The 19,537-nt window shown below is 29.3% G+C and carries 22 protein-coding genes; 3 read left to right on the forward strand and 19 right to left on the reverse strand.

The features are described from left to right. The first annotated feature begins 94 nt into the window (after positions 1 to 94). The gene (gene ytvI / locus FVE73_RS06465; protein ID WP_018497785.1) at positions 95 to 1,240 is read left to right on the forward strand and encodes a sporulation integral membrane protein YtvI; all 1,146 of its coding nucleotides are present in this window, start codon (positions 95 to 97) and stop codon (positions 1,238 to 1,240) included. A 52-nt stretch (positions 1,241 to 1,292) separates the two neighbouring features. On the opposite strand, the gene FVE73_RS06470 is transcribed toward ytvI, so the two are convergent. The 19 genes from FVE73_RS06470 to FVE73_RS06560 form a co-directional block, all read right to left on the reverse strand. Continuing rightward, a complete protein-coding gene (locus tag FVE73_RS06470; RefSeq protein ID WP_018497784.1) occupies positions 1,293 to 2,060 on the reverse strand; it encodes an OmpA family protein in 768 nt (255 codons plus the stop codon). Positions 2,061 to 2,238: 178 nt separating this feature from the next. Continuing rightward, positions 2,239 to 2,982 carry a basic amino acid ABC transporter substrate-binding protein gene (locus FVE73_RS06475; protein ID WP_018497783.1) on the reverse strand — a complete coding sequence of 248 codons (744 nt, stop codon included), beginning with the start codon at positions 2,980 to 2,982 and terminating at the stop codon, positions 2,239 to 2,241. A gap of 26 nt (positions 2,983 to 3,008) precedes the next feature. After that, the gene (locus FVE73_RS06480; protein WP_018497782.1) at positions 3,009 to 3,767 is read right to left on the reverse strand and encodes a basic amino acid ABC transporter substrate-binding protein; all 759 of its coding nucleotides are present in this window, start codon (positions 3,765 to 3,767) and stop codon (positions 3,009 to 3,011) included. A 44-nt stretch (positions 3,768 to 3,811) separates the two neighbouring features. Next, positions 3,812 to 4,540 carry an amino acid ABC transporter ATP-binding protein gene (locus FVE73_RS06485; RefSeq protein WP_026238976.1) on the reverse strand — a complete coding sequence of 243 codons (729 nt, stop codon included), beginning with the start codon at positions 4,538 to 4,540 and terminating at the stop codon, positions 3,812 to 3,814. Between the two features lie 67 nt (positions 4,541 to 4,607). Further along, a complete protein-coding gene (locus FVE73_RS06490) occupies positions 4,608 to 5,345 on the reverse strand; it encodes an amino acid ABC transporter permease (RefSeq protein ID WP_018497780.1) in 738 nt (245 codons plus the stop codon). Positions 5,346 to 5,639: 294 nt separating this feature from the next. Continuing rightward, positions 5,640 to 5,963, reverse strand: coding sequence for an AzlD domain-containing protein (locus FVE73_RS06495; RefSeq protein ID WP_018497779.1), 324 nt, complete (start codon positions 5,961 to 5,963; stop codon positions 5,640 to 5,642). Then, positions 5,956 to 6,669, reverse strand: coding sequence for an AzlC family ABC transporter permease (locus tag FVE73_RS06500; RefSeq protein WP_018497778.1), 714 nt, complete (start codon positions 6,667 to 6,669; stop codon positions 5,956 to 5,958). Before FVE73_RS06500 ends, FVE73_RS06495 begins: the two co-directional genes overlap by 8 nt. Before the next feature lie 322 nt (positions 6,670 to 6,991). Next, positions 6,992 to 7,330 carry a P-II family nitrogen regulator gene (locus FVE73_RS06505; RefSeq protein WP_018497777.1) on the reverse strand — a complete coding sequence of 113 codons (339 nt, stop codon included), beginning with the start codon at positions 7,328 to 7,330 and terminating at the stop codon, positions 6,992 to 6,994. 16 nt (positions 7,331 to 7,346) lie between these two features. Continuing rightward, positions 7,347 to 8,582, reverse strand: coding sequence for an ammonium transporter (locus FVE73_RS06510; RefSeq protein WP_018497776.1), 1,236 nt, complete (start codon positions 8,580 to 8,582; stop codon positions 7,347 to 7,349). 122 nt (positions 8,583 to 8,704) lie between these two features. Continuing rightward, on the reverse strand, positions 8,705 to 11,848 hold the full coding sequence (gene polA / locus FVE73_RS06515) for a DNA polymerase I (RefSeq protein ID WP_018497775.1): 3,144 nt from the start codon (positions 11,846 to 11,848) through the stop codon (positions 8,705 to 8,707). Between the two features lie 202 nt (positions 11,849 to 12,050). Next, positions 12,051 to 12,344: a 50S ribosomal protein L27 gene (gene rpmA, locus FVE73_RS06520; RefSeq protein WP_018497774.1), complete on the reverse strand. Its 294-nt coding sequence runs from the start codon at positions 12,342 to 12,344 to the stop codon at positions 12,051 to 12,053. Positions 12,345 to 12,427: 83 nt separating this feature from the next. Beyond that, positions 12,428 to 12,772, reverse strand: a complete 345-nt coding sequence (locus FVE73_RS06525; protein WP_018497773.1) for a ribosomal-processing cysteine protease Prp — start codon at positions 12,770 to 12,772, stop codon at positions 12,428 to 12,430. 58 nt (positions 12,773 to 12,830) lie between these two features. Next, positions 12,831 to 13,139, reverse strand: coding sequence for a 50S ribosomal protein L21 (gene rplU, locus FVE73_RS06530; RefSeq protein ID WP_018497772.1), 309 nt, complete (start codon positions 13,137 to 13,139; stop codon positions 12,831 to 12,833). A 101-nt stretch (positions 13,140 to 13,240) separates the two neighbouring features. Next, positions 13,241 to 14,002 carry an SDR family NAD(P)-dependent oxidoreductase gene (locus tag FVE73_RS06535; RefSeq protein ID WP_018497771.1) on the reverse strand — a complete coding sequence of 254 codons (762 nt, stop codon included), beginning with the start codon at positions 14,000 to 14,002 and terminating at the stop codon, positions 13,241 to 13,243. A gap of 35 nt (positions 14,003 to 14,037) precedes the next feature. Continuing rightward, positions 14,038 to 14,331: a type II toxin-antitoxin system RelE family toxin gene (locus FVE73_RS06540; RefSeq protein WP_039782034.1), complete on the reverse strand. Its 294-nt coding sequence runs from the start codon at positions 14,329 to 14,331 to the stop codon at positions 14,038 to 14,040. Positions 14,332 to 14,338: 7 nt separating this feature from the next. Then, positions 14,339 to 14,566, reverse strand: a complete 228-nt coding sequence (locus tag FVE73_RS06545) for a hypothetical protein (RefSeq protein ID WP_018497769.1) — start codon at positions 14,564 to 14,566, stop codon at positions 14,339 to 14,341. 114 nt (positions 14,567 to 14,680) lie between these two features. Continuing rightward, positions 14,681 to 15,151, reverse strand: a complete 471-nt coding sequence (locus tag FVE73_RS06550) for a hypothetical protein (RefSeq protein WP_018497767.1) — start codon at positions 15,149 to 15,151, stop codon at positions 14,681 to 14,683. A 21-nt stretch (positions 15,152 to 15,172) separates the two neighbouring features. Then, positions 15,173 to 16,009, reverse strand: a complete 837-nt coding sequence (locus FVE73_RS06555; protein ID WP_018497766.1) for a hypothetical protein — start codon at positions 16,007 to 16,009, stop codon at positions 15,173 to 15,175. Next, complete coding sequence (locus tag FVE73_RS06560) at positions 15,999 to 17,276, reverse strand: hypothetical protein (RefSeq protein ID WP_018497765.1); 1,278 nt, start codon at positions 17,274 to 17,276, stop codon at positions 15,999 to 16,001. Before FVE73_RS06560 ends, FVE73_RS06555 begins: the two co-directional genes overlap by 11 nt. Before the next feature lie 212 nt (positions 17,277 to 17,488). Between FVE73_RS06560 and udk the strand changes: the two genes are divergently transcribed. Both udk and FVE73_RS06570 read left to right on the forward strand, forming a co-directional pair. After that, positions 17,489 to 18,130 carry a uridine kinase gene (udk, locus tag FVE73_RS06565; protein ID WP_018497764.1) on the forward strand — a complete coding sequence of 214 codons (642 nt, stop codon included), beginning with the start codon at positions 17,489 to 17,491 and terminating at the stop codon, positions 18,128 to 18,130. Between the two features lie 63 nt (positions 18,131 to 18,193). Continuing rightward, positions 18,194 to 19,531 carry an FAD-dependent oxidoreductase gene (locus tag FVE73_RS06570; protein WP_026238975.1) on the forward strand — a complete coding sequence of 446 codons (1,338 nt, stop codon included), beginning with the start codon at positions 18,194 to 18,196 and terminating at the stop codon, positions 19,529 to 19,531. Positions 19,532 to 19,537: the final 6 nt, after the last annotated feature.

Here is a 19,537-nt window from a genome sequence, read left to right on the forward strand (position 1 = left end):
TTTTTTTTTATAAATCAAACATATTATAGTTTTAAGTTCTGTTTTAAATTAATTTTTTATGCTTTATATTAAAATAAAAAAGGAGAATCACAATATGGCAAGTTACAAAAATTTTGACTTTAAAAAACTGTATTTTATCGTGTATATTGCCTTAATTTTAATAGTCGTATTTTTAGCATTTAAATTGGGGATATTTTTATTTCCATTTACAATAGCGCTATTTTTTTCAATATTAACACGGCCATTTACACGATTTTTACAAAATAAGCTGAAACTTTCAAAAAAACTTTCAACGATAATTTCAATCGTATCATTTTTACTTATATTTTTTGGAATTATTGGCTGGGGATCGCTAAAACTAATAAGTGAAATTTATAAATTATCTCAAAATCTTAACAGCTACAGTGAAATGATGCAAAAACTTTGGACTGACGGCATGGAAAAAGTTTATGCCTATTTGGGAAATTTCCCATCAGGCTTTACAAAGCAAGTAAATGATACGATAAATGCTTTTATTTCCACAGGTTCTGCAAAGCTCGGAATTTTTATAAAAGGTTTAATCAATTTTATTACATCAATCCCTACTGTTATTTTATATATCTGTATTACAATTTTAGCAACTTTTTTTATTAGCCTTGACAAAGATGAAATCGTAGTTTTTTTAGAGCATCAGTTTCCAAAATCTTGGCTAGATAAAGTTTTCAATATAAAAACAGATATGTTTACAGTTCTTGGTTCCTACATTAAGGCACAAATTATTTTAATGACAATTTGTTTCTTTGAACTTCTAATATGCCTAAATTTATTGTCATTTTTAGGATTAAATGTGCCTTATCCCCTACTAATGTCCATAATTATCTGTTTAATTGATGCATTACCAATTTTAGGAGCAGGAACAATTTTAATTCCCTGGGCAGTCATTTCATTTGCATTGTCAGATATAAAACTAGGAATTGCACTAATAATAATTTATCTATTTGTCCTATCAGTAAGACAAATGATGGAACCAAAATTAGTAAGTCAAAATTTAGGAGTTCATCCTTTAATTACTTTAATTTCAATGTACTCAGGATTTAAGATTTTTGGAGTAATTGGATTTTTAATTGGGCCTATAGTAATGATTATTTTAAAAAATGTATTTTCAAAAGAGCTGGAAGTTGGATTTTTTAGAGATATTTTTGGAGATGGAGATACTTCCAGCAACAAAAAATCTAACAATAAAAAATTATTAAAAAAATAAGATGCCAAAATGAATTTGAAAAAGTATAAAAGAAAAAAAAGAAGGACAGTTTTTACACTTGTCCTTTTTTTACAAATCTAAATTCAACTCGACGATTACTTCCTCTTCCTTCACTTGTTTCATTACTTTTAGCTGGATTATTTTCTCCACGTCCTATTATTCCAACTATTCTATCCTTTGAAAGTCCTAATTCTATTAATTTTGAACTAACTATTTCAGCTCTTCTAAGCGACAATCGTTTATTATATGAAGCCATACCACTTGTATCAGTATATCCAATAATTGATACAAGAAAATCATTTTTTTCAATATAATCTTTTACATCATTTAATACAGGGTAAGCCTCTTTTTTCAAATCAGTACTGTTTTTATGAAAATTTAACTCATCTGAACTTAAAGAAATAATTTCTGATTTTGACATTTGAACTTTTTCAGGATTATTTATAGGTTTCTTTTGAATTTCAAAAACTTCAGGCTGTGAAATTATTGACGAATCTTCTTTTTCAGATTGTGACTGTATTGTTTCAGAATTTTGAGAAGATGAAGCCTTATCATTATTAACAATTTTTGTTCCACTACCATCTTCCTTTAATATAACTGTTATTAAATCAGGATTATCTTCAGATGAATTAATTTTTGAGGATGTTCTTTCAGGATTTGGTGTATCTAACGTAGGAACATCTTTTATATCTTGCTGTATATCCGCCATATTTGGACGTATTATATCTTTTCGCATTTCAGAAGTAGTTATTTTTTCAGAAGCTAGAGGTACTGTCATTGCCACCATTGAAGAAACTGCAACTAATGTTGGTTTTTTCATAATTTATTCTTCCTCCTTCTACACAATTATTTTTTCATTAATACAGCTTCCTCCATTTAAATATTAGATTATCATAACTTTATTCAGTAATAATCAAAATTCTTTACTACTGAATAAACAAAATATAATTTTTAGTTTTCAAATGGAGACCAGTATTAATAAAATTTAGTCTAAATTTTTATTTTTGACTATTTTCTAAATCATATTTTTTGATTAATTCATCATATTTACCATTTTCTCTCATTTTTTTCAATTCAGCATTTATTTGTTTTATCAATTCTGGATTTTTTCCTTTGTCAATAGCCATTGCCATTCCAATTGAAGCAGGTTTTTCATCAAAAATTTCCATTTCAGGATTTTTCTTCATATATTCAGTAGCAACTGCCTTTTCCAAAATAATTGCATCAATTTTTCCTGCCTTTAAATCTAAAATTATATTTACAGTACTTTCATTCGGTACAACTGTAGCCCCTTTAATAGTTCTGGCTTCAATTTCTTGAATTGTCCCCAATTGCACTCCAATCTTTTTACCGCTTAAGCTATTTGGAGTAACCGAATTATTACCTTTTCTTCTCAAATAAGTTTCTTTAGAAATAAAATAGTCATCTGTAAAATCAACTGATTTTTTTCTTTGTTCAGTAGAACTCATTCCAGAAACAATAATATCAATTTTTCCAGCCTTTAATGACGGAATAAGCCCATCAAACGACTGATCTATAATTTCAATTTTATATCCAAGATTTTTCCCAATTTCATTAATCATGTCAACATCAAATCCTGTTATTTTACCATTTTCAACATATTCAAACGGCGCAAAAATCGCATTTAATCCAACTCTTAATTTTTTTTCTCCGTTATCTTTTTTTCCACATGACATAACTCCAAAAATTAACAATGTCAATACTAAAAATATTTTTTTCATATTTTTTCCTCACTTTCTTTAATTTTTTAATTTTTTCCTGTTTCCAAACCATATTTTTTAACTAATTCATCATATTTTCCATTTTTCTTTAACTTTTTCAAGTCTTCATTTATTTTCTTAATAATTTCTGTATTTTTTCCCTTATTAAAAGCAATCGCCATACCATAAGGCAATTTTTCTTCATAAAAAACTTCTATATCAGGATTTTTTTTAATAAATTCCTTCGCAACAATATTTTCCAAAATTACCGCATCAGTTTTCCCATTTTTCAAATCTAATATCAAATTAATAGTTGCATCATTTGTTACAACATTTGCATTTTTTATTTTTCTAGCTTCCAGCTCTTGAATTGTTCCTAACTGAACTCCAATTTTTTTACCAGCCAGACTTTCCTTTGAAGTGAGTTGGTTATTTCCCTTCTTTTTAAGAAACATTTGTGTTGACTTGTAATATTCATCTGTGAAATCAACTGATCTTTTACGTTCTTCAGTTGCACTCATTCCAGAGATAATCGCATCTAATTTCCCTGCCTTTAATGACGGAATAAGAGCATCAAACGGCTGAACCTTCATTTCAATTTCATATCCCAAATCCTTCCCAATTTGTTTTATCAAATCAATATCAAATCCAACAAGCTCTCCCTTTTCAATATATCCAAACGGAGGAAATACTCCATCAGTTCCCACTACAAGTTTTTTTACTCCCTTGTTATCAGCATTATTTTTATTGCCACAAGACAAAATTCCAAAAACTATCATTGTGATCACTACTAATACTTTTTTCATGCTACACTACCTTTCTATTGTAAAATTACTATTACAATTTTTATTTAATGATTTAACACTTTGTCTAAAAATTCCTTTGCTCTTTCAGTTTTTGGATTTTCAAATAAATCAGCAGGTTTTGCATCTTCCAGAATATATCCTCCATCCATAAAAAATACTCTATTTGCTACATTTTTTGCAAATCCCATTTCGTGTGTTACCACTATCATTGTCATCCCTGCATGTGCAAGTTCTCTCATAACTTCCAAAACTTCTCCTATCATTTCAGGATCAAGTGCTGAAGTTGGCTCATCAAACAAGATTATTTTTGGATTCATAGCCAAGGCTCTTGCTATTGCCACCCTTTGCTTTTGACCACCAGACAATTTATTTGGATAGACATTTCTTTTATCAGCAAGTCCTACTTTTTCAAGTAATTCCATTGCTAATTTTTCAGCTTCTGGCTTTGATATTTTTTTTAGCCTAATTGGACCTAAAGTAATATTTTCCAAAACTGTTTTATGTGGATACAAGTTAAAATGCTGAAATACCATTCCCACTTCTTCACGAATTTTATTTATATCTACTCTACGTTTCAGAATATTTTTACCATCTATTCTAATCTCTCCAGAAGTTGGCTCTTCAAGTCTATTTATACAACGTAAAAAAGTCGATTTTCCACTTCCAGATGGTCCAATAATAGAAATTACTTCTCCTTCTTTTACTTCTGTACTAATTCCCTTCAGAACTTCCAAATTTCCATATTTTTTCTTTAAATTCTTTATTCTAATCATTTCCTTATCTCTTACATCGTTGCCAATTCCTTCAATTCCTTCTGACTCTCTGCATTTTTTATTAAAACTAATCATTTTCCTTTAACTTCATCTCCAATCGTTTCCCAATAAACGAGAATAATTTTACACTTATATAATAAACTACACCTGTAAATAATATAGGTTTTATACTATAATAAGCAGCCTGTAAACTTTTACTATTCATTGTAACATCCATAACGCTAATATATCCCACAATAGAAGTTTCCTTAAATAAATTTATAAATTCATTTACAAGAGCAGGTAAAATATTTTTTACAGCTTGTGGCATTATAATTTCATTCATTGCCATCCTATAAGGCATCCCTGTAGCTCTTGCAGCTTCCATTTGACCCCTATCAATACTTTCAATTCCTGAACGGATTGTTTCTTCAACATAAGCTGCACTATTAAGTCCAAGAGCAATTGCAGCTACCCAATAATTATTAAAAACTACTATTACAAAAGAAAGTGTCAATAATTGTAACATCATTGGTGTTCCACGCATTATATCAACGTATTCATCAATAACTGCATCCTTTATCATATTAAAAACTTCATTACCTGTTTTCTGAAATTTGAAAAATGCTAAAAGCATTCCAAATAATATTCCAATAGCCGCACCAATAACCGTAAGACCAAGAGTAGTCACAAAATAGCTGCTTGCATAAATTTCCCATTCATGAGGCTGCATATCATGTGGAAATACAAGAAGTACTGTAATCACGACTACTGCCATAAAAAATGTTGTTTTTATTATTTTCCTAGTTTTTTCTAAATCCTCCATATTCCTTATGAACTTTAATTTTTGTTCATATCCTCCTTATATTTAAATTATTATAATATTATTATACCTAATATTTATTCCTTTTTCAATAAAAAATTTTAAAAAAATTATTTTGGGTGTATTGTATATTCTCCTAGTTTTTTTAAGAAAAAGATATCCCAATTATCTAAAGTGTTATTTTTTTTATTTTTTCAGATTTTTTTAGATAAAATAAAATATATTTATAAAATTATTACAATAGCAATTGTACATTTATAAACATTTGAAAAATCATTAATCTCTCAAATGAATTTTTTACAAATAAATCTTTGCCAAATCAAATAAAAATATCATAACAAGCGACACCGAAACAATAATTCCAAGTCCAAATCTTTTTAATGATAAAAAAGCAACGACACCCATTCCAATCAGTATTTTTACAATGTCATAAGGACTTGTCCCACCTGAAGTGAAAATGTCTGGAAAAACCATAAGTGCCAGTACCGAATACGGCAACGCTTCAAAAAATTTATTCATTATTGGATTTTTCGGAATCTTCACAAACAGTGGCAGCAGTCTTAAAGCCACCGTTACCAATGCTGAAATGACAACTACTTTAAAAACTTCTAAGTTATTCATTTTCTTTTACCTCATCCTTTCTATGTCTTACCGCATAAATTAAACTTGAACCTATCATAATTAAAATCATCGCCCATCCACTACTTACCTTATTTAAAATTGGCAAATACATAAATACAAGTTTTGCGGAAATTACATAAATTACAACTTCAAAAAACTTTGGTAATTTTTGCAGTGACATCACAAGCAAACTAAAATATATTGAATATAAAATAAAACTTAGACTTGCACGAAAAACTTCAGGTATCATATTTCCAAAAAGTGAGCCTAGAACAGAGCTTCCAGCATAGCAAAAATATGGAACTGTATTTAGCCCAATGATATACCAAGGAGAATTTTCTCCCTTTATAATCGCATAAGTTATCGTTTCATCAGTAAGTCCAACTCCAACCAGTATTTTTTCAAATAATTTAGTTCCATTTTTTAATTGCCTGAAAATCAGTAAATTTAAAAGCAAATATCTCAAATTTATCATAAGTACTGAAATTATGACTTCAATCGCTGTAGAATGCTGCACATAAACCATTTTCAAAAGCATAGCTTCCGAGCCGCCGGCATAAATTCCGAATGACATTGCTGCCGTGACAATCGTATACATTCCGTTATTTTTAGCAATCAGCCCAACTGTAAGACCAAACGGAATATATGCAATTCCCATTCCGATTCCAGCTTTTAGGCCTTTTAGATATTTTTCTGTATTAATCATTTTTCTCTTTCTTAATTTCCTTTCTATTTTATTCTATTCTATTATTTATTTTATTTTTATTGTACTCAAACTTATTTAAAAATAAAATGCCAAAAATTATATAAATTTAGATTTTGGGTAAAATAGTCACAGTTTTTGAGATCAACTTTAAACTTTAAAGCAGTTTTATATAAACTAAATAAATTTCATTATTTAAAAATTATATCACAATTTTTTCATTAATTGAACTTTATTTAAGTTTATTTAACTTTTTTAATTAAAAAAATAAAAAAAGAAGTTAGTTCATATTCAAGCTAACTCCTTTAATTTTTTTTATTTAATATTACAATGCGTCTTTTCCTCTCTCTTTTGTTCTAATTCTAATCACGTCGTCTATTGGCAAAATAAATATTTTCCCATCTCCAACTTCTCCAGTATAAACGGCATTTATTATAATGTCAACTAATTTTTCAACATTGTCATCTTGAGTAATTATTTCAATTTTTAATTTAGCCAGTAATGTCGGCGTAATTTTTTGCCCACGAAAACTTTCCGTGTAGCCCTTTTGATTTCCGTGTCCCAAAACTTGGCTTACTGTCATTCCTTTGACTTTGGCTTTTGTCAATGCGTCTTTTAAATCTTCTAATTTATCAGAACGAATTATAACTTCTATTTTTTTCATAATTTTTCTCCTTAAATTAAGAATCTAGTCCCATAAATGTTGGATAAGCGGTTTCCTTATGTTCACTGTCATCCATCCCCACAGCTTCTTCTCTATCTGTAGCTCTAAGCGGTAAAAATACACCGATAACTTTTATTATCACAAATGTAAAAGTTCCAGCCCAAATAGCCGTTATCAGTATGGCAGCAACTGTTGCACCAAACAAATGAGTTCCGCCGTATAAAAGTCCAAAATTTCCCTTTTCTGGCGTTAAACTTGGTGTTGTAAAAATCGCTGTTGCAATTCCTCCAAAAATTTCACCAACACCATGACAGCCGAAAGCATCTAATGCATCGTCGTACTGCAATTTATGTTTTAAACTTGAAATTGCAAAATAACAGATTGGACTGACTAGGAATCCCATTAAAATTGCCGAGCCGTAGGAAACATAACCTGCACCTGGTGTAATTGCCACAAGCCCTGCAACTAGACCGGTTGAAGTTCCAACTAATGTAGGAGTTCCGTTACTTAACTTTTCAATAATTACCCAAGAGCATGTTGCCGCAGCAAGTGATAACATTGTCGTAATAAAAGCGTGAATCGCCGTACTATTTGCTTCAAGAGCTGAACCTGCATTAAATCCTAGCCAGCCAAACGCCAAAATTCCTGTTCCAAGCAGTACAAAAGGCACGTTATGCGGACGATACTCGGTTCTTGTAAATTCTCTTCTCTTTCCAATAATTGTCGCTAAAACAAGTCCAGACACTCCTGATGAGATGTGAACAACATCTCCGCCAGCAAAATCTAATGCTCCCATTTTTGCAAGAAGTCCTCCGCCCCAGACCATGTGAGCTAAAGGATAATAAACAAATATTAACCAAATTGGAGCAAAAACTAAAAACGGCGCAAACTTTATTCTCCCAGTTACGGCACCTGTTGCAATGCTTACCGTAATTATTGAAAACATCATTTGAAATAATGCAAAAGCTGCATCTGGAATTTTATATCCTTTTGTACTTGCTGTTTCACTGACTCCACGTAATAAAACATTTCCAAAATTTCCTATAAATTTCCCGTTTCCAGAAAATGCTAAGGAATACCCCACTAAAAACCACATCACAACTGCAATAGCAATTGGAAGAATAACCATCATCATCGTATTAATGACATTTTTTCTTCGTCCCAGACCTCCGTAAAAGAATGCTAGTCCCGGGGTCATAAAAAGCACTAATGCTGATGAAAATAAAATAAAAACTACACTTGCTGTATCCATACTGATACCTCCTCTATCTTAATTTTTTCGACATCCTGTGTCCTTTAATGACCTATTCTAGCAATTTTTAAATAATTAGTCAAATATATTATATATATTTTTACCATATATAAAACATATCATTACTTTAACAATCCCCAGTTTTTAGCCACACTTCCATTAGCTTTCAACGGAACTTTCTTAAACTTAACTGTATTTTCCATAATTTTCTCAATTTTTTCCATATATTCCTTAGAAAATTCATCACAGACTTCAAAAATCAGCTCATCGTGAACTTGAAGAAGCATTTTGATATTTTTATCATTTTTAAATTCTTCATGAAGCTCAATCATGACTTTTTTTATAATATTCGCCGCTGTTCCCTGAACAACAGTATTTACCGCCATTCTCACAGCTTGTGCCTGAATATTTTTATTTTTTGCATTAATTCCACTAATATATCTTCTCGTTCCATAAAAAGTTTCCACAAACCCATGAAGCTTAGCCGTCTCTGTCACAATTTCCAAAAATTTTCTAACTCTTGGATACTCCTCAAAATATGTCCTGATATATTGTGAAGCCTCCTGAACTGTAATTCCCAGTTCCTTAGACAGTCCAAACGGAGTTTTCCCATAAAGAATACTAAAGTTAATTACTTTTGCGATGCTTCTTTCATTTCTTGAAATTTCATCTTCTTCTGTTTTAAAAAATATTTTTCTAGCCGTCAAGCTATGTAAATCCTGATCATCCTGATAAGCCTGCACCAAATGCTTATCCTTCGATAATTCAGCCAAAACTCTCAGTTCAATTTGAGAATAGTCAAATGAAATCAAGCTATGCCCTTCCTTTGCGACAAAACCTGTACGAATCCTGATTCCATCATCTGTTCTCACAGGAATATTCTGTAAATTTGGATTTGCCGAGGAAAGCCGACCAGTAGATGTTCCATTTTGATTAAAAGTCGTATGAATTCTGTCCTCTTTATCCGCCAACTTTGGAATCGGCTCAATATAAGTAGACAATAATTTCTTATAAGCTCTGTATTCCAGTAATTTTTTCCCAATCATCCGCTTATCTTCTGCCAATTCCCCATTGTTAGCAATCATTTCCAGAACTTCCACATTTGTCGAATATCCAGTTTTTGTCTTTTTTCCCGATGGAATCTGCAATTTTTCAAACAAAACTTCCCCCAGTTGCTGTGGCGAATCAATATTAAATTCTTCACCAGCAAGTTCATAAATTTCATTTTGAAGCATATTTATCTTTTCTTCCAGCTCATTTTGAAATTCTCCAAAATACTTTTTATCAATTTTTATCCCAGTTTCCTCCATCTGTGCCAACACTGGTATTAACCGACTTTCCAATTTATCAAAAATATTTAGAAATTGCTCATTTTGCAATCTATTTTTTAAAATTGTTTCCAATTTATAAATAAAAAACGTTCTCTTTGATAAAAATTCAGAAATCACATTATCTGAAACATTACTAAAATTCTTTTTTCTTCTCTCCTTTTTAAACTTTTCCTCAAAAGTAGCAATCTCCACTTCAAATTCATCTAGAATTATTTCCTCAATTTCCTGTAAACTTTCCGTTCCCAGTACATATCTTGCAAGCAAAATATCAAAATATTCAGTACATTTTATCCCAAACCTGTTATTATTTATCCCATAAGTTTTTCCGCCAACAGAATAGCCAAAATACTCACTTTCCCCATTTTTCATATATTCTTTCACATTATAGGCGATAATTTCTTTTTCACTCAATAATTTATAAATATTTTCAATATTTTTTTTATTATTTTTCTTCTCATCAGCACTATTACTTAAAGCAAACAAATTAATTTGTGCTCCAGATTCTACATTTTCTTGATTATCATTTTGCAAAATATCCTGAAGTTCACTATCTAAAAGCACAATATTTGTCTTTTCATCGCAAATGGAGATTCCAAGCATATTTTCAAAAATCGCTACTTTTTTATCCATTTTTTCAATCACAGAATAAGCCTCATTCCAGCTCATAACTTTCCCGTAATTTCTCTCAAAATATATTTTTCCTCCTTTAACTTTTCTATTTTTTTCACTTTTTTGACTTTCCATCACGTTTTCTTCAGCTTTTTTTTTCTGATCTTCATATTCTGCAATCAATTTCCCCTTCAATTCCTGAATCTCATCCATTTTTTTATCCATTTCCGAATTATGCTCATATTCAACCTGCTCATAAAAATGTGAAATTCCATCAAAAATCGGATTTTCTCTATCATACTCCAATTCCTGCCTTTTAATTTCTTCCTTTTCCTGCTCTAATCTCTCTTTTTCCAGTTTATCTTCATTTAATCTTTTATTTTTTTCTAAAATTCCCTTCTCTCCCTCTGTAAGCCCCTCTTGACCTTCACTTTGCAATTTTTCCCTTTCTTCCTGTATCGCTTTAGAAAACCTTTTAAAATCCAGTTCTTCATACAATTTCAAAAGACTATCAAAATCCTTTTCCTCAAATTTCAATTTATTTTTATCATATTCAACATTAAGTTCCTTTTTAACAGTTGCAAGTTCCCGACTTATAAAGGCATTTTCCCTATCAGTCAGCAATTTTTCCTTCTGTTTTCCCTTAATTTCATCAATATTTTCATAAATTCCTTCCAAATTGCCATAAGCTGTAATAAGTTTCGCTCCATTTTTAGGTCCAATTCCAGCAACTCCTGGAATTCCATCTGACTTATCTCCCATAAGCCCAAACAAATCAGGTATCTTATCAGGTGTAACTCCCAGATATTCAACCACATCTTCATCAGTTTTTATTTGCTTAAATGCAGAATTTTTGTCACCCTTTCCAAGCAAAGCGATATTAATTTTCTCATCCACAAGCTGCGCCAAATCCTTATCCCCAGTTATTACAAAAACCTCGATTTCCTCATCAGCATCATTAGAAAATTTCGTAGCAAATGTAGCAATCACATCATCCGCTTCCTGCCCAGCCTTCTTGTATTTTGGAATCCTATACCCATCCAAAACCTTCATAATAGTATCAATCTGCATAACAAGCTCTTCTGGCATACTTTCCCTATGCGCCTTATAAGTTTCCAGTTCTTCAGTTCTCTCCAGCTCATCCCTTTTCACATCCAGACAAGCCACCAGATAATCAGGTCTGAATTCCCTAATTACACTTTCTAGAGTATTAATAAATCCGAATGTAGCTCCAGTAGACATTCCGCTGCTATTTCTCATCCCCATCAGTGCAAAATGGCTTCTATACATAATCGCACTCGTATCCAATATAACTGCTCTCTTCAACTTAATTGTCCTCTTTTCTTTTTTTATTTTTGTTTTCACTAATCTAAAATATCTTGTAATTATAAATATTATCAATATCTAATCTTTATAACTTATACAATTATTTACGTTTAATTTTACACAAAAAGAAATTAAATATGATAAAAAAATACCATCCTATTTCTAAGACAGTATTTTACAAAATATATTATTTTTTATTTTATTATGCTTCTGCTCTTTCAGGATAAATACTTACTCTTTTTTTACCATTTCCAAATTTTTCAAATTTTACATATCCATCAGTTAATGCGAATAAAGTATAATCTTTTCCTAATTTTGCATTAGTTCCAGCATAAAATTTACTTCCTCTTTGTCTTACAATGATGTTTCCAGCTTTTACAGCTTCTCCATCATATTTTTTTATTCCTAAATATTTAGGATTAGAATCTCTACCATTTCTAGTTGATCCTTGTCCTTTTTTTGAGGCAAATAACTGTAAGTTTAATTTTAATAACATTTTCCAACCTCCTTGATTTTTTCTTTATGTCTTTAATTCATAGTTCTTTTCAAACTTTACTTTTGTGAATCTGATATTTTTTATTATTTCTTTTCTATTTTCTCTTCAAGTCTCACGAACTCACTATAACTTCTTGCAACCGCCTTTAAATACGAATACATTGATTCAATCAAAATATCCGCTTTTTCCAGTTCCTCATCAGTTAATTCAGATTCTTTCAAATCACAAGTAATAAGTCCATCTTTCTCAACATACTCCAACTTTTCTTGAAGTTTCAAAGTTTCAATAAGCCCATTAATTGTCATTTGTCCTACTGATGAAACAGCTGCACAAATTACATCTTCTCCAAATCCTGAAAAATCTGCATGTCCTTTTATTTTAAAGTATGTTATTCTATTATTCTGTCTTTGAATTTCTATTTTTATCATTCAAACCACAACATCTTTCATAGTTTAAAAGTTAACTTATATTTTTATATTATTTCAATTAAGCATTAATTGATTTAATTTCAATTGCTGTAAATAATTGTCTGTGTCCTTTTTTTCTATAGTAAGTTTTTTTGTTATATTTAAAGTTAATTTTTTTATCAGCTTTTCCATGCGATTTAACTGTAGCTACAACTTTAGCTCCTTCCACAACTGGAGTTCCAACTTTTACGTTATCTCCTTCTCCAACTAATAGAACTTCATTAATTTCGATGTCTGAATCAACATCAGCTGCTAATTTTTCAACTTTTAATACAGTTCCAACTTCTACTTTGTATTGTTTTCCACCTGTTTTAATTACTGCAAACATTTATGTTCACCTCCAAATAATTTATCGCTATTATTGGTATTAGCCACCAATTTTACGCGTACATCTTAATTAGTTTACTATATTTTCACTAATTTGTCAAATTATTTTTTTCTATAAATATTAAATCCAGTCGCCTGATTTGTAGCCATTATCGTAATATCTGAAATTTGTACGTGTTTTGGCTGATTTGCAATATAAAGTATCGTATTTGCAATGTCTTCAGGCTTTAGTGCTTCGACTCCTTCATAAACCTTTTTAGCCTGCTCCATATTCCCATGAAATCTCACATTGCTAAAATTAGTTTCCACAATTCCAGGCTGAACAGTTGTAACTTTTATATTTTTATCAATCGTATCAATCCTAATTCCATCACTCAACACTTTTACAGCAGATTTTGTAGCGCAATATACAGCAGCCCCTGCATAAGCATAAATTCCAGCAGTCGATCCAATATTTATAATATGCCCTGCATTATTTGCAACCATGCTAGGCAAAATCTGTCTTGTAACATACAATAGCCCCTTCACATTTGTATTTATCATCTGTTCAATATCCGCAATATCATAATCTTGAAACTTATCCAGCCCTAGAGCAAGCCCTGCATTATTTATCAGTATATCAACTTTCTTCACATCTTCCAGTATTTTTTTAGTAAATTTCACAACATCATTATACTTTGTGACATCAAGCACAAAAATATATGCATTAGTACCATATTTTCTATCAATATCAGCCTTAATTTCCTTCAACTTATCCAAATTTCTGGCACACAAAATTACATTATCTCCATTTTTAGCAAATGCATAAGCAGTTTCCTTCCCAATTCCACTTGTAGCACCAGTAATAAAAATATTTCTATTCATAAAAACTCACTCCCTATATTTAAATTTATCATTATTTATTTTAAAAACGCCTTTTTTAATTTATTTAAAATCAGATACACTTTACTTCTATGCTCTATTTCAACAACTAAAACTATTAACTTATCATCTTGTATTTCAACTATTATCCTGTAATCTTTTAATGGTTTATACTTCCAATACCCTTTTAAATTATGGCTCAAAACCTCTCCTTTAATTCTTGGATTTTCAGAATTGTTTATTTTTTTCAGAAAATCATAAATTTTTTTACTTGTATTTTTATCCGTCTTTTGTAATTTTTTTGCAGCATATTTTAGATAGCAATACTTTATATTTCACTTAAAATCCCATTTTCTTTCCAAAATTTTCAAGAGATATCATTGGGGATTTTTTAGCTTTTTCAGATAATTTCATTATTCTTTTTATTTCTGATTTGGAAATTTGTTCATTTTCTTCTATTTTATCTAATTCTTTTGATATCAAATTATTAATAAAGTTGTTATCATATTTCAAAACTTCTTTTAACTGTTTTTGTTTTTTTTCGTTTAATTCAATATCTATAATCATAATATTTCCCTCCTAAAATAAATTTTGTAATTTTTTTAGAAATTGAATAATTTTTAAGTTCATTTAATAGAATATCTATATTTTTATTATACCACAAAATTTTCATTATAAGTATTATTTTATATCAAGTTTATTTTTTTGATGGAATTTTTGTCTTAATTTCAATTTAAAAATCCCAATTCCCTTTTCAATGCTCATTTCCTGTAAAAAATTATATACAAACATATTTGTAAACTTCAGATCCATTTTTTTATTTGATCCCAAATCAACAAACATTTCTAAATTTCTATAATCACTTTTTTGTAAATATGACTCAGCCCATTCCACTAAGTCTATTATATTTTTTTTATTTCTTTCATACAAGTCATCATTCACACTTTTATTTTCAGAATTCAAGTTATTTCCAGCATTTTCCAAATTTGAAATAATTTTTCCAGTTATTTCCATTTCTACTGTGCTTCTGCTATTTGCTAAATTTGTATCTTCTGCAAGCCCAATTTTGTATTTTACTTCGATAATCTCATCTTCACTTACATTTATTTCCTTTTTACTTTCCTCATCTGTAATTCTTAATCTATATTTCATTTATCCCACCCCTTAATTTTTTTAAAAAACTGCTATTTCATCAATTTTTACTGTTTCTCCAACACTTACAACTCCAAAATGATTTTTCCAAAATATCTTCAATTCCAGTCCAAATTCCAGAAATAATAGTTCTAAAGTTTTTATTTTTGCAATATTTTCTTTATTTTTTTCCTTATTTATATAAATTATTATTTTATTTTTTTGATGTTTTTCCCTGTAAATAAGCGAATCTAAAAAAAAGTATTTAATTCCAAACTTAAAATTTTTCATAGAATTGACATTATTAATCTTTTCATTATAGATCAAAAGTGCCACATATTCCTGCTCTTCCCTATTCAAAAGCAAAAAATATTTTTTTAAATACTTTCCTAAAATTCCTTTTCTTATATCTTCTGAAATTTTTTCACAAACAATGTCAATCACTGTCGTTCCACTTACAAAATCAAGTTCCCTTAAATAACTTATCGCATTATTTTCAATATTTCTCTTAAAATTCTTTAAGATATGCTCATTTTTATCTTCTCTTGATTCATCAGCTGCATTTTTTCTACGTCTAAAACTGCTTATTTTAGATTCTTTTTTAATAACATTTTCCATTGTCAAATTTTTAATTTTGTTATCCTTTTGAAGTTTGCTTTCAATTTCAAAAAGATTATCATAATAATTTACAAAATCAGTAAATATTTTATTAAATCTCACATAAGGATTTACTTTCACAACCTTTTTCTTCTCGAATTTGTCATAAAAAAAATCATCGTTTACTTCAATATATGCTGATACATTATTTTCCAGTTCAAATTGTGTATTTATAGGAACTGCCCATATATATGGATATCCTTTTTTATTTTTATTCGCCATACAGATACCCCCTGCACTCAAATTCGCTGTAATTATTCTGGATTTCTGAAATTAAAAAACTCACTTTATCCTCTGAATATTCATTAAAAGTCTTAATTTCCACGAATAGGTTTAATTTAGGCTTTTTATTAAAATATTCCCTTTGAAATTCATTTCTCAAGTTTTCATTGCAGTCATAAATATCCAGATTTTGTTCAATATTTTCTTTAAAATTAATATCTCTCAGTATAATTTCATCCTTTGTAAACTCATATTCCAAAAAATATTTTTCCAAAAATGCACGGCTTCTTGTATTTTTATTTTTTTTTTGAATTTTATCAATAAAACTTTCATTCTTAAAATTTGTAAAATGAAAATAATTTTCCTGATTTTCACTATTTTTTTCAAAAATTTCAAGTATTTTCCTGCATTTTTCTATTGGCTTTATGGAAAAAATATCCCATACATCACCTGTATTTTTCTTTGAAACAATATTTAGCTTATTTTTCCCACTGTAATAGCAACATAGAATATCGTCATTTTCATGATTCGATACTAAAATTTGCTCATTATCCTCAAAATTTATTGTATACTCAAAAGATAAATCAATTTTTGTTGGGTGTACAAATATTGTACTTATAATCTTCTTTTTTTCAATATTCCATAATAGTTCCCTATTTCTTAATACTTTATCCTGAATTTCTTCAAAATCATAAGTAATTTCATAATCCTCATTCTGAATTTTTTCTAAAATATCTCTTTCTATCTCAAAATCGTATTCAACTAGCTCAATTTTATAACATCTCATAAAATGTGCCATGTTAAGAGTTTTCCAGCTTTTTCCATTCAATTCAAATGAATTATGCAATTTTTTTATTTCATCAAAATAATTCTCGTTCCTTACAAATCTCACTTTAATTTCATAATTATTTCCATCAACGTTTACCCATCCATTAAATTCCCTTTCAGAAACCTCATTAATCTTACGTAAATCCAAATTCAAATAAACATTTTCTAAATAAATATTTCCATAATCTTCACTAAAAATATCCACTTTATCAGTTACTGGAAAAAACACACCATCCATTTTAAATACATCCTCGCTTTTCACCAGCACCGTTTCAACAAAAATATTCTCATTCTCTGAATTTTCAGCAATCTTAACCTCCAAAAACTTATCTTTAATTTCCTGAAATCTCTCCTGCATCTCTACATTCATTTCAAAAAACATCTCTCTCAGACTTTTTCCAAGCATTTCCTTTTCAAAAATTTCATTCTCTCTGTTCATAACCCCTCCAATATTTAACTATATTTTAATTTTATCATATAATTAAGTTTTTTTCAAATTTTTTTATTAAAAATTTAATATTTTTAAAATATAGAAAATTTTATCCTTTTATATTTGTAAAAGTAGAAAAAAAATGCTAAAATTAATTAAAATATAAGACATTATTCTGCTAAAATAAAAAATTGCAAAATATACTCAGGAGGAAATATTTTATGAGCTATCAAACTATAATTGTCGGAATTGCAGGAGGGACTGGTTCTGGTAAAACTAGTGTAACTCAAGCTATAATTGAAAATTTGGAAAGAACGGGGATTCATTCGATTTTACTTGAACAGGATTCCTATTATAAAAGAAATGACCATTTAACTTATGAGCAAAGGACTAAATTGAATTATGACCATCCAGATGCGATTGATTTTGATTTGCTTGAAAAGCATATTTTGGCATTAAAAGACGGAAAATCCATTGAAAAACCTATTTATGATTTCCAAGTTCATAACAGAATTAATGAGACTCAACATATTGAGCCTGCAAATTTAATTATTGTGGAGGGAATTTTAGTACTTGCCATTGCAAAAATTAGAGATCTTTTTGATGCAAAATTATTTGTGGATACTGATGATGATGAAAGACTTTTAAGAAGAATTGAAAGGGATTTAAATGAACGTGCTAGAAGTTTTGAAAGTATAAAAAATCAGTATATAAATACTGTAAAACCGATGCACTTGGAGTTTGTTGAACCTTCTAAAAGATATGCAGACGTTATAATTCCACGTGGAAAAGATAATAAGGTGGGAATAAAAATGGTAGCGAGCAGACTTCGATATTTATTTAATAAATTAAATAAAAAATAATAATAAAACAAAAAATTGAAAGGAGTGTATGATAATAAAAAAATTATCATACAATTAAATATTATGAAAATAATTGTAATTGGAGGCGGAGCAGCTGGAATGATGTTTTCGACTCAATATAAAAAGGCAAATCCTGAAGATGAAATTATTTTATTTGAAAAATCATCTTATGTAGCTTGGGCTGGATGTCCAACACCTTATTTTATCGCTGATGAATTGAAAAAAAGCGATGTCTTGCACGGCACGCCTGAAGATTTTATAAATCGTGGAATTAATGTAAAAATTCATCACGAAGTTACAAAAATAGATTTTGAAAATAAAACTTTAACAGTAAAAGGCAATGAAATTAACGGAACAATTTCTTATGACAAATTGGTAATTGCTGTTGGAGCAAAATCATTTGTACCAAATATTGCTGGATATTCTCAAAATTTGGAAAATGTATTTACTTTATCACATGCAGAGCATGCCTTTAAAATAAAGGATTTCCTAAATGAAAATAAATCAAGATTAAAAAATGCAGTTGTTGTAGGAGCTGGATTCATTGGGCTGGAAATGGCTGAATCATTTAGAAAAAATGGATTAAATGTTACACTAATTGAAAAGGCTGACCAAATTTTTCCAAATGTTTCTGAAAATTTGAAAAAAAGAATTTATAAGGAAATAGAAAAAAACAACGTTACATTAAAATTAAATTCAGGAGTTTCGGAAATTATTTCTGAAAACAATGTAGCAAAATCAGTAAAATTAGACAATGGAGAAACTGTGGATTTTGATATTGCATTATTTAGCATCGGAATTACTCCAAATATTGATTTTCTTCCTAAAGAATTAAAAACCGATTCTGGAAAAATTACTGTAAATGACAAATTTGAAACAAATATTAAAGATGTATATGCAATTGGAGATTGTATTTTTAACAAATATTACAAAACTGACAGAAATTTATATGCACCATTTGGAGATGTGGCAAATAAGCATGGAATGTTCCTTGCGAAACATTTATCAGGAAAAAATGTGAGCTGGAAAGGATTGATCCGTTCTTTTGCAACTTCATTTTATGATGTGAAACTGGCACAAACTGGACTTTCACTAAAAGAAGCACTAGAATTAGGATATAATGCCGACGTTGTTTCAATGAAAGCAATGTATAAAAATTCAGGATTTGAAGATTCTGTTCCTGCAAGTGCAGAAATTATTTACGACAAAGATAAAAAAATCGTTCTAGGTGGAGCAATGGCTGGAAAGGAAGCAGTTGCTCAATTTGTGGATCAAATAGCTATTGTAATTACTCTTGAAACTCCTATTGAAAAATTCATAGAAATTGACTTTGCATATTCTCCAACAAACGCAAGTGTTTGGAATCCGTTGTTGGTAACGTACAGAAAAGTTATTAAATAAAACAGG

The organism is Leptotrichia wadei (assembly GCF_007990545.2).
Lineage (GTDB): Bacteria > Fusobacteriota > Fusobacteriia > Fusobacteriales > Leptotrichiaceae > Leptotrichia > Leptotrichia wadei.